This is a genomic window from Pseudomonas sp. RC4D1 (assembly GCF_018390395.1).
In the GTDB taxonomy this organism is placed as follows: domain Bacteria; phylum Pseudomonadota; class Gammaproteobacteria; order Pseudomonadales; family Pseudomonadaceae; genus Aquipseudomonas; species Aquipseudomonas danubii.
The window spans coordinates 172884-185191 of the sequence record NZ_JAHBAW010000001.1; the positions used below are offsets into that span (position 1 = coordinate 172884).

12 protein-coding genes are annotated in these 12308 nt (G+C 64.2%); 6 read left to right on the forward strand and 6 right to left on the reverse strand.

Annotation, left to right across the window (positions count from 1 at the left end; all coding sequences use genetic code 11):
* Positions 1-10: 10 nt before the first annotated feature.
* Positions 11-1900, forward strand: coding sequence for a threonine--tRNA ligase (thrS, locus tag KHO49_RS00785; RefSeq protein ID WP_213664479.1), 1890 nt, complete (start codon positions 11-13; stop codon positions 1898-1900).
* Positions 1901-1994: 94 nt separating this feature from the next.
* Here thrS and KHO49_RS00790 read toward each other — a convergent pair whose 3' ends face one another.
* Positions 1995-2519 carry a DUF3617 domain-containing protein gene (locus tag KHO49_RS00790; RefSeq protein WP_102862392.1) on the reverse strand — a complete coding sequence of 175 codons (525 nt, stop codon included), beginning with the start codon at positions 2517-2519 and terminating at the stop codon, positions 1995-1997.
* A 132-nt stretch (positions 2520-2651) separates the two neighbouring features.
* Here KHO49_RS00790 and cls point away from each other — a divergent pair, with 132 nt between their 5' ends.
* Positions 2652-4091, forward strand: a complete 1440-nt coding sequence (cls, locus tag KHO49_RS00795; RefSeq protein ID WP_110652486.1) for a cardiolipin synthase — start codon at positions 2652-2654, stop codon at positions 4089-4091.
* A gap of 36 nt (positions 4092-4127) precedes the next feature.
* On the opposite strand, the gene cfaB is transcribed toward cls, so the two are convergent.
* From cfaB to KHO49_RS00820, 5 genes are all read right to left on the reverse strand, one after another.
* Complete coding sequence (cfaB, locus tag KHO49_RS00800) at positions 4128-5315, reverse strand: C17 cyclopropane fatty acid synthase CfaB (RefSeq protein WP_102881372.1); 1188 nt, start codon at positions 5313-5315, stop codon at positions 4128-4130.
* 54 nt (positions 5316-5369) lie between these two features.
* Positions 5370-6188: an HvfC/BufC N-terminal domain-containing protein gene (locus tag KHO49_RS00805; RefSeq protein WP_170001389.1), complete on the reverse strand. Its 819-nt coding sequence runs from the start codon at positions 6186-6188 to the stop codon at positions 5370-5372.
* Entirely contained in the window at positions 6179-7024 is an 846-nt protein-coding gene (gene bufB / locus KHO49_RS00810; protein WP_102862396.1) for an MNIO family bufferin maturase, read from the reverse strand. Before bufB ends, KHO49_RS00805 begins: the two co-directional genes overlap by 10 nt.
* Before the next feature lie 65 nt (positions 7025-7089).
* Positions 7090-7341, reverse strand: coding sequence for a BufA2 family periplasmic bufferin-type metallophore (gene bufA2, locus KHO49_RS00815; protein WP_102862397.1), 252 nt, complete (start codon positions 7339-7341; stop codon positions 7090-7092).
* 147 nt (positions 7342-7488) lie between these two features.
* Positions 7489-7647: a hypothetical protein gene (locus tag KHO49_RS00820; protein ID WP_185021130.1), complete on the reverse strand. Its 159-nt coding sequence runs from the start codon at positions 7645-7647 to the stop codon at positions 7489-7491.
* A 472-nt stretch (positions 7648-8119) separates the two neighbouring features.
* Between KHO49_RS00820 and KHO49_RS00825 the strand changes: the two genes are divergently transcribed.
* Genes KHO49_RS00825 through KHO49_RS00840 form a run of 4 tightly spaced genes read left to right on the forward strand, consistent with a single transcriptional unit; the run spans position 8120 to position 12302 of the window.
* Entirely contained in the window at positions 8120-8743 is a 624-nt protein-coding gene (locus tag KHO49_RS00825) for a CDP-alcohol phosphatidyltransferase family protein (RefSeq protein ID WP_213664480.1), read from the forward strand.
* A gap of 10 nt (positions 8744-8753) precedes the next feature.
* Positions 8754-10511, forward strand: a complete 1758-nt coding sequence (locus tag KHO49_RS00830) for a bifunctional alpha/beta hydrolase/class I SAM-dependent methyltransferase (RefSeq protein WP_213664481.1) — start codon at positions 8754-8756, stop codon at positions 10509-10511.
* Positions 10511-11857 (forward strand): phosphatase PAP2/dual specificity phosphatase family protein, encoded by a 1347-nt coding sequence (locus tag KHO49_RS00835; protein ID WP_123390257.1) that lies wholly within the window; start codon positions 10511-10513, stop codon positions 11855-11857. The genes KHO49_RS00830 and KHO49_RS00835 overlap by 1 nt, the downstream gene beginning before the upstream one ends.
* The gene (locus KHO49_RS00840; protein ID WP_102881376.1) at positions 11847-12302 is read left to right on the forward strand and encodes a hypothetical protein; all 456 of its coding nucleotides are present in this window, start codon (positions 11847-11849) and stop codon (positions 12300-12302) included. Before KHO49_RS00835 ends, KHO49_RS00840 begins: the two co-directional genes overlap by 11 nt.
* The last annotated feature ends 6 nt before the right edge of the window (positions 12303-12308 follow it).

Below are 12308 nucleotides of genomic sequence, written 5' to 3' on the forward strand. Positions count from 1 at the left end.
ACCACCGAAGATGATCCGCATCACCCTGCCTGATGGCGCGTGCCGTGAGTACGACCAGCCGTTGTCCGTGTTCGAAGTGGCCGCCAGCATTGGCAGCGGCCTGGCCAAAGCCGCCGTGGCCGGACGGGTCGATGGCCGGCTGGTGGACTGTGACTACCTGTTGGACACCGACAGCCGCCTGAGCATCGTCACCGCGACCGATGCCGATGGCCTGGAAGTCCTGCGTCACTCCTGCGCCCACCTGCTGGCCATGGCGGTGAAGCAGCTGTATCCCTCGGCCCAGGTCACCATCGGCCCGGTGATCGAGGACGGCTTCTTCTACGACTTCGCCTATGAGCGCCCTTTCACCCCCGAGGATCTGGAACTGATCGAGGCGCGCATGCACAGCCTTGCCGCCACCAACCACACCTTGCGCCGCCGCGAGCTGTCCCGGGAGCAGGCGCTGCAACACTTCGCCGACCAGGGCGAGCACTACAAGGTCGAGCTGATCCGCGACCTGCCCCCGGAGGCCGTGCTGTCGCTGTACCGCCAGGGCGATTTCGAAGACCTGTGCCGCGGCCCCCACGTGCGTACCACCGGCCAGTTGCGGGCCTTCAAGCTGACCAAGGTGGCCGGCGCCTATTGGCGCGGCGATGCCAGCAACGCGCCGTTGCAACGGATCTACGGCACCTGCTGGGCCACCCGCCAGGATCTGGACGCCTATCTGCTGCGTCAGGAACAGGCCGCCAAGCGCGACCACCGCAAGCTGGGGCAGCAACTGGACCTGTTCCACTTCGACGATTGCGCGCCGGGTTCGGTGTTCTGGCACGCCAAGGGCTGGACCCTGTTCAAGCTGTTGATCGGCTACATGCGCCAGCGCCAGGAACAGGCCGGCTACCAGGAAGTGAACACCCCGGACGTGATGGACCGCAGCCTCTGGGAAACCTCCGGGCACTGGCAGAACTACCGCGACCACATGTTCACCACCAGCACCGAGGATCAGCGCACCTTCGCCCTCAAGCCCATGAACTGCCCCGGCGCGGTGGCGATCTTCGGCCACGGCTTGAAGAGCTACCGCGACCTGCCCCTGCGCATCGCCGAATTCGGCAAGGTCCATCGCTACGAACCTTCAGGGGCACTGCACGGCTTGCTGCGAGTCCGCCACTTCACCCAGGACGACGCCCACATCTTCTGCACCCCGGAACAGATGCAAGACGAATGCGCCCGCACCATCGCCCTGGTGTTCGACATCTATAAGGAGTTCGGTTTTGACGAGGTGGCGGTGAAGCTCTCCACGCGCCCGGCCAATCGCATCGGCAGCGACGAGACCTGGGATCAGCTGGAAAGCGCCCTGGTCGGCGCCCTGCAAAGCATGCAGATCGACTATCGGCTCAACCCGGGAGAAGGCGCCTTCTACGGTCCGAAACTGGAGTTCGTGCTGCGCGACGCCATCGGCCGCGATTGGCAGTGCGGCACCCTGCAAGTGGATCTCAACCTCCCCGAGCGCTTCGCCATCAGCTACATCGCCGACAACGGCGAACGCCGGCAACCGGTGATGCTGCACCGCGCGCTGTTCGGCTCCCTGGAGCGCTTCATCGGCATCCTCATCGAGCACTACGGCGGCGCCCTGCCCCTGTGGCTGACGCCGCAGCAGGTGGTGGTGCTCAACATCAGCGAAGCTCAGGCGGACTACGCCTGGGAGGTCTGCGCGCATCTGCGCCGCCAGGGACTGCGGGCCAGTAGCGACCTGCGCAACGAAAAGATCGGCTACAAGATCCGTGAGCACAGCCTGCAGAAAGTGCCCTACCTGCTGGTGATCGGGGACAAGGAGAAAGCCGGTGGCTACGTCAGCCTGCGCAGCAGAAATGGCGAGGATCTGGGACAGCTGACGCTGGAGCAGGTAGTGGAACGGATTAGCTAGCCGGAGCCCGGGCTTGTCGGCGAGGGCCCTGGTCCAGGTGACTGGAGGGCCGCTTCGCCGGCAAGCGCAGCGGCCGTCGCTGCTACAGGATCGGTCAGGAAGCGCGAGGTTTGACCGTGCCGCAGTCCTGGCCCAGCCATACGGCGCGGGTGTCCATGCTGCCCTTTTGCTGCAGGCCGGTGGCATTGAAGGTGCCAATCACGTTGGTGGTGAACTCGCGATCACTGATGAACTTGGCCACCCCGTTGCCCTGAGCCTTGGGACAACTGAAGCGAAACTTCCATTGATTGCCGTTACGCTCGGTGACCTGCTGCTGGCAACCCGATTGCGGGTCCTGCAGCGGAATGGTGTCGGATTTCACCTGGTCCGGCGTCAAGCACACCCGAATACCCTTGCCGCCCATGGTCACGCCCTGTTTCTCCAGCATCGCCCGTTGTTCCGGGGTCATCTGTTGCTGCAGCTGGCCAAGAATCAGCGACAAGTCCGGCAAGTTCTGGTCATCGACCTTCATGTTGCTGCTGGTCAGTTCCCACAAGCCCGGTTGCAGCATCTGCGCCTGCGCAGCCAGTGGCAGCGCCAATCCCGCCGCCAAGGCCCAACCCAGTAAACGAAGTTTCATCGAATGACTCCTAGACAGTAGTGGCCGTTAGACTTCGGCCAAGGCACGGCGTTGCATGCAGAATAAAATAGCGACATTCGCTGTGGAACATGGTCTGTTAGGCATTGAATCTTCAGGAGCAAAGGTTGCCCCATGGATTATTTTGGCCCGCACATCTTCGGCTATCTCATCGCGCTGTTGCATTTTCTCGGGCTGATCGCCGCGATCCACGCGGTGCTCACCGTCAGGACCGCCCAAGGCGCCATTGCCTGGGCCCTGTCACTGATGTTCATGCCCTACCTGACCCTGATTCCCTACCTGGTGTTCGGCCGCAGCACCTTCGATGCCTACATCCAGGCCCGGCGCCAGGCCAACGTGGAAATGCACAAGGCCATCAATGAGCTGAACTGGCGGCCCTGGGTCGAAGAGGCGCTCACCGCCCGTGCCTCCCAGGCCTATGCCACGCTGCGGGCCATGCCCAAGCTGGGGCGCATGCCGTGCCTGGCCAACAATCAGGTGCGCCTGCTGGTCAACGGCGACGCCACCTTCGAAGCGATCTTCAATGCCATCCGCCGCTCCCACAAGGCGGTGCTGATCCAGTTCTTCATCATTCACGACGACGAGCTGGGCCGGCGCCTGCAACGCCTGCTGCTGGAAAAGGCCGCCGAAGGCGTCTCCATCCACTTGCTCTACGACCGCATCGGCAGCCATTCCCTGCCCGCCGCTTATGTGCAGACCCTGCGTGACGCCGGGGTCCAGGTGCATGCCTTCGCCACCCGCAGTGGCTGGCTCAACCGCTTCCAGGTGAACTTCCGCAATCACCGCAAGATTGTGGTGGTGGACGGCTTGCTGGGTTTTGTCGGCGGGCACAACGTCGGTGACGAATACCTGGGCAAGAAACCGCCCCTGGCGCCCTGGCGCGATACCCACGTGCAGGTCAGCGGTCCGGTGGTGGCCTGCCTGCAGGAGTCCTTTGCCGAAGACTGGTTCTGGGCGGCCCGGGAACTGCCGCCGCTGATCCTTCCGGACACCTACCCGGATGACGGCGTGCTCTGCCAATTGCTCGCCAGCGGCCCCGCCGATGCCTACGAAACATGCTCGCTGTTCTTCGTCGAAGCGATCCATGCCGCCACCGAACGGGTGTGGATCACCAGCCCGTATTTCATTCCCGATGAAGCGGTCTTCGCCGCGCTGCGCCTGGCCGTGTTGCGGGATGTGGACGTGCGCATCCTGCTGCCCTCGCGCCCGGACCATCGCATCGTCTACGCCGCCTCCAGCCTCTACGCCTTCGAGGCGGTGCGCGCCGGGGTCCGGGTCTTCCGTTATCAACCGGGGTTCCTGCATCAAAAGGTGGTGTTGATCGACAACGAGATCAGCGCCATTGGCAGCGCCAACCTGGACAACCGTTCGTTCCGCTTGAATTTCGAAGTGATGCTGCTGACCGTGGATGACGACTTCGCCACCGAGGTGGAGCAGATGCTGGACGCCGACTTCGCCAAGGCCCGGGAAATCGCCCGGGAAGAAAGCCGCCAGACCCACCGCCTGCAACAACTGGGCATGCGGGTCGCGCGGCTGATTTCACCGATCCTGTAGGGAGCCACTCAGGGTCTGCAGCAAACGCTGCCGGGCCTAGGGGTGATAGAGGTCGTCCCGGGTCCAGGGCAACTCATGACTGCCATCGGCATGGGTCTTGACCGCGAGGATCTGGTGCAGATTGATCCAGCCCTTGGCAAACGCATAGGCGCAACCCGCCAGGTACAGCCGCCAGATCCGTAGCGCTTGCGGCGGCACCTGCTGGCCGGCCGCCTCCAGGTTGTCCTCCAGGCGCTCGCTCCAGTGATCCAGGGTGCGGGCGTAATGCAGGCGCAGGCTTTCGACATCGACGATTTCCAGCCCGGCCTCGCTGATTTGCGCCGAGATCATCGCCAGGTGCGGCAGCTCGCCATTGGGGAATACATACCGCTCGATGAAATCCCCGGCGCCCCGGCCCACGGGACGTCCGTCGGTGTGCTTGGCGGTGATGCCGTGGTTCATCACCAGGCCGCCCTCGCGCACCGCGTTGAACAGGGTCCGGCAGTATTCCGGCAGATTGGCATGGCCCACATGTTCGAACATGCCGACGCTGACCACCTTGTCGAAGCGGCCGTCCTGAGGCAGGTCGCGATAGTCCAGCAGCTGCAGCTCCACCAGATCGTCCAGGCCTTCGGCACTGACCCGTTCACGGGCCAGGGCCAGTTGTTCCTTGCTCAAGGTGATGCCAAAGACCTTGGCGCCGAACTCGCGGGCAGCGTAACGGGCCAGCCCGCCCCAACCGCAACCGACATCCAGCAGGTAATCCCCCGGTTGCAGGCGCAGCTTGCGGCACAGGTGGCGGAACTTGGCTTGCTGGGCCTGTTCCAGGGACTCGCTGCCGGTCTCGAAGTAGGCGCAGGAATAGGCCATGTCACTGTCGAGCCAGAGCTGATAGAAGGCGTTGGAAAGGTCGTAATGGTAGGAAATGGCCGCCGCGTCCGTGGCCTTGTCGTGCTGCGTGCGCACCGGCTGATCGTCGTCATCCTCATTCAGCAAGGCCTGGCTCAGCTCATCGCACACCCGGATGACTTCACTGATGGAGCCTTCGAGTTCCAGCTTGCCCTCGACAAAGGCGCCCCCCAGTGCGTCCAGGCTGGGATGGGTAAATTGCGCAACCAGCTGCGGGTCCTTGACCACGATGGTGACGCTGGGCTCCGGCCCAAGATTGAATTCATGGCCATCCCAGAGCCGCAGGCGCAAGGGTAATTGCAGATTCTGTAAGGCCGGTGGAAGTTGCGCGAGCATGAAAAATCCCCCCTGTTTCAGACGTCTGAAATGAGGGTAGACCATCTTGGAAAATTAGCTGGCTATCGAATTTCCAGCGGTTTTCCAGGACTCGCGGCGTACCACCAGGCCGTCTTCGACCCACTGTTTGAGCCAGGTAACGGCCTGCAACGGGGCCCCCTCAAGGTAAGTGACGGCCAGCTCGGCACAGAGTTCCGCGAAACTCCACTGCGCCTCGATCATGCCTCGCAACCCTTGGGCTTCTGCTGACGACAAGCTGCGATAGCGACAGACCCGATCCACCCGCCATACCAGGCAAGGCTGCTCTTGTTCGAGTAAAGCACTCTCGGGGAAATCCGCCCGATCCTTGACCGCGCGCCACTGGGCGAGGCTGTTGTAACGGCAGTCCAGCCACTGCACACAAGGCGCCAGTTGCAGTTGCAGCAGCGGCCACTCTTCGGCGTCCAGGGCCGCCATGTCCGCCACCGTCAGCACCTGGGCCTCGGCGGCGTCGAAGGCCAGGGTGAACGCCCACTCCAGGCGCGCCAGTTCCGCCAGGGGCAGGCCCTGCTCCGGCACCAGATGGCCCTGGATGAACTCGGCGAAGCCCTGCCCCAACCAGCGCAGGCTGAAATGCCGGGAGGGGGATTGGCGTATATAAGCGCCGGCCAGTGACGCGAACTCCTCGTCGCCGAGCCACTGCAGGATCGTCGGAAAGTCCGCCACCATGACTTCCAGCAGCCGCGCTTGGTAGGCGTTGTGGTAAATCGCCAGACCGGTGGCGACATTCAGGGTCGGTCCGCCGATCAGGCTATTGCCCAGCAGGCTGTCCGCCTGGGACTGCTCGGCCAGCAGGTAGCGTTCAAAGGCCAGTTGCCATTCGTTCAGGCGCATTCAAGCCTCCCGGACAGCGCCCGTTGCCCCAGCGCGCGAGCCTTGTGCAGTTCGCCGAGCAGTTCGCTCAACGGCGGAAAATGATCGTCACGCTCCAGCAGGGTCGCGACCGGCCCAAGGTGTTGCAGGGTGCGCTGATACAGCGCCCAGACCGGATCGCACACCGGCTGGTCATGGGTGTCGATCACGTAGTCGCCATGATCCTGATGCCCGGCCAGATGCAATTGCCGCACCCGTTGCGCCGGCAGCCCCTGGATGAACTGCCAGGGATCGAAACCGTGATTGCGTGAACTGACGTAGACGTTGTTCACGTCCAGCAACAGCTCGCAGCCACTGAGCTGGCTCAAGGCGGCCAGGAACTCCCACTCGCTGAACTGATCGGCGGCGGCGCGCACATAGCTGGAGACGTTCTCCAGCACCAGGGGACGCTCCAGCACCTCCTGCACCTGGCGCACCCGGCCCGCCACGTATTCCAGGCTTTCCTCGGTGTAGGGCAAGGGCAGCAGATCGTGCAGTTGATGAGCGTTGCCGCGGCTCCAGCACAGGTGATCGGAAATCCAGGCCGGCTCAACCCGCCGGGCCAGTTGCTTGAGTTGCTTGAGGTAGTCCAGGTCCAGGGCGTGGGGACCGCCAATGGACAACGACACCCCATGCATCACGATGGGGTAACGCTCGGCAATGGCGTCCAGGTAGTAAAGGGCCTTGCCGCCCTCGACCATGAAGTTCTCGGACACCACTTCAAACCAGTCGACGTCCGGTGCTTCATCGAGAATCTGCTGGTAGTAGGCGCTGCGCAAACCCAGGCCATAGCCCAGGCAGGAAGAAAGGTCAGACATAGCGAACTCCTCGCAAGGTGGCCGCAGTGGTCGTCAGTCCCACTGCGGCTGCACGGATTCGCCGCTTACTCGCCGACTTTGCCGCCGGCTTTTTCGCACTCCGACTGGGTCATCGCCTTGAAGCCCTGGCCTTTGCAAGCGCCCATGCCTTTGCAGGCGTGGTCTTTGGTCTTGCAGTCGTTCTGGCCTTTGCAGCCGTTGACGCCATAACAATGAACCTGGGCATCAGCTGCCGACGCCTGAGTGGCAACACCGGCAAACAGGGTGGCGGCAGCGAAAGCCAGGGCAGCACCAGCAGCGGTTTTCTTCATGTTCATTTTTTGTTCCTCAATAATCGCAGGGGACGACGGGAGGCGTGTGCAATCCCGTCATAGCACTAGAGAGAGGAAGCTCCCCGGCGTTACAGCCGGGATAAAAAAATTCTGCGCGGCGGCCTTTCGCCGGTAACCCGGCAGCTACAGGCTTCAGCAACGGTTCCTGAAACCGCAGCAGGTGCCGCGGGTCAGCAGCACACACACCGCAGCAGCCAGTACCTCGACAGCAAACAGAGCGATAAACGCCAGACGACCGGCGGGAATCCACGGGCTACCCAGTTCATGTGTTCCACGTGGAACCTTACTCATGACTGCGATCCGGATGCTTTGCTCGGCAGGCTCGGCGGACCATCCACCAGTACCCGGAACTGCGCGCCGATCAATACCGCCAGGCGCGCCGGCGCTGCGGATAACGCTGGGACAATGCGTTGCTGTATAAGCCATCGAGTGAATTTTTTGTCGCACGCCATGCCTTTTCATCTACGGCGTGCGTCGTAGTCTCTGTACGAACAGTTTTGAGACGAAGGTCAGGCAAGGCGAAAACGGTCGAGGAACGGCCAGGGTCGCGTTCGACTTTACGGGGTGTAAATGAGCATTCCGATCGGACTCGCGCACGAGACCGTTTTCAACGCAGCATCACCGAGTATCCAGGCTTTTCGTACAGAGCCCAGACACCACTGTGGCAGCCAGTTGCTCACGCAGAAACTTCTGATGTCAGCCCCTGGCATTTATGGCAATAATCCAGCCCTGCTCACCGCGTGCGACAAGGAACCGTCCCATCATGCTCTCGATTTACCAGCTCAAACCGCGCTTTCAAAACCTGCTGCGGCCGTTGGTGCAGCGCCTGTACGACAACGGCACCACGGCCAACCAGATCACCGTCCTGGCCGCCGTCATCTCAATCCTGGTCGGCACCGTCATCGCTCTGTTCGCCAGCCACACCTGGCTGTTCGCCCTGATTCCGCTGTGGATGATCCTGCGCATGGCGCTCAATGCCATCGACGGCATGCTGGCCCGGGAATTCGGCCAGCAATCGCGCCTGGGCGCCTACCTCAATGAACTGTGCGATGTGGTCGCCGACAGCGCCCTGATCCTGCCCTTCGCCCTGCTCCCGGGCGTCAGCCTGCTGCTGGTGCTGGCGGTGACCCTATTGGCGCTGTTCAGCGAATACGCCGGGGTGCTCGGGCCGATGGTCGGCGCCTCACGGCGCTACGACGGGCCCATGGGCAAAAGCGACCGGGCCTTCATCCTCGGCGTGCTGGCCACCGGCATCGCCCTGGGCTGGCTCGGCGCCCTGTGGATCAACGGCGTGTTGGCACTGGTCGCCGCACTGCTGGTCTACACCCTGATCAATCGGGTCCGCCAGGGCCTCAAAGAAGTTCAGCACAACGCTCCCTCTGCATAAGGAAATGGTAATGCGCGACGCTCAACACCAGACGTTCCGGACCCATGACGGCGTCGAACTGTTTTACCGCCACTGGCCGGCCACTGAAGTGTCCCCAGGCGAACCGCGGCAGGCGGTGATGCTGTTCCATCGCGGTCACGAACACTCCGGGCGCATTGCCCATCTGGTGGACGAGCTGAACCTGCCGCAGGTCGACTTCTTCGCCTGGGACGCCCGTGGCCACGGCCAATCGCCGGGCGCCCGGGGCGACAGCCCGAGCTTCGCCACCAGCGTGCGCGACGTGCAGACCTTCTGCGACCACCTGGGCAGCGCCCACGGCATCGACGAAGAAAACATCGCCGTGGTGGCTCAGAGCGTCGGTGCGGTGATCGCCTCCACCTGGGTCCACGACTACGCCCCACGGATTCGCTCCCTGGTGCTGGCCTCGCCGGCGTTCAAGGTCAAGTTGTACGTGCCTTTCGCCCGCCCGGGCCTGGCCCTGATGCGGCGCTTTCGCGGCAACTTCTTCGTCAACAGCTACGTCAAGGCGCGCTTCTTGAGCCACGACCCGGAACGGGTCCACAGCTACGACGCCGACCCGCTGATCACCAAGGCGATCTCGGTCAACGTGCTGCTGGGCCTGTATGAAGCAGCCGACCGGGTAGTAGCCGATGCCCAGGCCATTCAGGTGCCGACCCAACTGCTGATCTCCGGCTCGGACTTCGTGGTGCACCGCAAGCCCCAAGAGCAGTTCTTCGAACGCCTGGGCAGCCTGCACAAGGAAAAACACATCCTCCCGGGCTTCTTCCACGACACCCTGGGAGAAAAGAACCGCGCGCCGGCCATGGCCAGCATCCGCCGCTTCATCCTGCAGAACTTCGCCCGCCCGCTGAACCGCCCTGCCCTGCTGGACGCCGACCGCCTGGGCGTGACCTGCGCCGAGTCCGAAGCCCTGGCCGCGCCGCTGCCCCACAACTCCCTGCGCGACCTGTACTGGCGCGCCACCCGCGCCAGCATGCGCCTGGGCAGCCAGCTGTCGGCGGGGGTCAAGCTGGGCTTCGACACCGGCTTCGACTCCGGCAGCACCCTGGACTACGTCTACCGCAACCAACCCACCGGGCATTCCGCCCTGGGCCGGCTGATTGACCAGAACTACCTGAACTCCATCGGCTGGCGCGGCATTCGCCAGCGCAAGCTGCACGTGGAAGAGTTGCTGCGCCAGGCCATGGAAAAGCTCCGTGAGCAGGACAGCGAAGTGCGCATCGTCGACATCGCCGCCGGCCACGGCCGCTACATCCTCGAAGCCCTGCAAGGGGTCAGCCCGCTGCCGGAATCGATCCTGCTGCGCGACTACAGCGACATCAACGTGCGCGACGGCAGTGCCCTGATCCAGGAAAAGGGCCTGGGTGACATCGCGCGCTTCGTCAAAGGCAACGCCTTCGACCGTGAGGACCTCGCCGCCCTTGATCCCAAGCCGACCCTGGCGGTGGTCTCCGGGCTCTATGAACTGTTCGCCGACAACCAGATGGTCGGCGGTTCCCTGGCGGGGCTGGCCAGCGCCGTGGAACCCGGCGGCTACCTGGTGTACACCGGCCAGCCGTGGCACCCGCAACTGGAACTGATCGCCCGCGCCCTGACCAGCCACCGCGAAGGCCAGGCCTGGGTCATGCGCCGCCGCACCCAGGCGGAAATGGATCAGTTGGTGGAAGCCGCGGGCTTTCGCAAGATCACCATGCGCGTGGATGAGTGGGGGATCTTCAGCGTGTCCCTGGCGCAACGGGTGCAATGATGAGCGCAGGCGCCTTGCCGGCGCGGGAGCCAGGCCTGCTGAAACCGGCGGTGCTCTGGCTGCTGCTCTTGGCACCGCTGTTCTTCAGCACCTACGGCTTCGCCACCTGGGTCACCGCGCAACGGGACGACGTCGGCAGTCTGGTCTTCGACTGGGAGCGGCATATGCCGTTCTGGGCCTGGACCATCGTGCCCTACTGGTCCATCGACCTGCTCTACGGCTTCTCCCTGCTGCTGCCGCGCAGCCGGGACGAGCTCAAGCGCCACGCCCTGCGCCTGCTCACCGCCCAGGTGATCGCGGTCAGTTGCTTCCTGCTCTGGCCGCTGCGCTTCACCTTTGCCCGGCCAGAGCTGGACGGGGTGTTCGGCTGGCTGTTCGAGGTGCTGGCCGGCTTCGACAAACCCTTCAACCAGGCCCCTTCCCTGCACATCGCGCTGCTGGTGGTGCTGTGGGTCTGCTACGCTCGGCATAGCCAGGGCTTCTGGCGCTGGCTGGTGCATGGCTGGTTCGGCTTGATCGGGGTGTCGGTGCTCACCACTTATCAACACCACTTTGTCGATGTGCCTACCGGCGCCCTGGCCGGCTGGCTGTGTGTCTGGCTGTGGCCGCTGGATCGCCCCAGCCCGCTGTTCAGCGCACAACAGGCCCAAGACCCGCGACGCCGCCAACTGGCCTGGCGCTACGCCCTGGGCGCGGCGCTATTGGCGGTGGCCGCCTTCACCTGGGGCGGCACCGGGCTGTGGTTGATCTGGCCCGCCGTGGCGCTGTTGCTGGTGGCCCTGAACTATGCGCTGCTCGGCGCCGCAGGGTTCCAGAAACGCGAGGACGGACGCCTGAGCCCCGCCGCCCGCTGGTTGCTGGCCCCCTATCTGGCAGCGGCCTGGATCAACTCGCGGCTGTGGACAAAAAAACATCCACAGCCGGATCAGGTTGTGGATAACGTCTGGCTCGGCCGCCTGCCCACCCCAGCCGAGCTTAAGGACAGCCCCTTTGTCGCGGTGCTCGACCTGTGCGCCGAGCTGTCCCTGGACCGCCGTGGCTTGCAGGCCTACCAGAGCCTGCCGGTACTGGACCTGTGTGCCCTCAGCCCCGAGCAGTGCCTAGCTGCGGCGCAAGCCGTTGAACGCCTGCGCCAGCAAGGCCCGCTGCTGGTGTGCTGCGCCCTGGGCTATTCCCGCAGTGCCACGGCCATTGCCGCCTGGCTGCTGCACAGCGGCCGCGCCGCCACCGTGGACGCGGCCATCGTGCAGATCCAGCGGGCACGCCCGCAGATCGTCCTGCAAGCGGCCCATCGGCAGGCGCTGGAAACCCTGATCAGTAGCAAGAGAGCGGCCCATGTCCAGTGAGATGCAGCTCTACAGCGTCGCCAGCCTGCTGCGCCGGGGCCGGGCCCTGGATCAGTTATCCACAGGCCTGACCCTGCTGGGCGCCCTGTATGGCCTGGGCCAGTACCTGCTGGCCAGTGTCAGCCTGGGAGGCTTGATCGTCAGCCTCGCCCTGGTGCTGCTGGGGCTGGTGGAAAAGTACCTGGCGCTGCGCGTGGCCTTCGACGCCGACCTGTTTCAGCGCGTGGCCGATGGCCCCGCGTCCCTCGAACACAGCACCCAGGCCCTGGATCAGGCCCTGAGCGCCCTCGGCCTGCAACCTGCGCAGCGCGGCGGCCGGCCCTGGAACGAACGCAGCCGCGGTGCCCTGGGCCTGCTGCGCCGCCAGGCGTTGCTGCTGGCGGCACAAGTGCTGGTGCTGTTGAGCTTGATCCTGGCCAGCCCCTGGCTGACCTTCGCCGGATAAGGAATG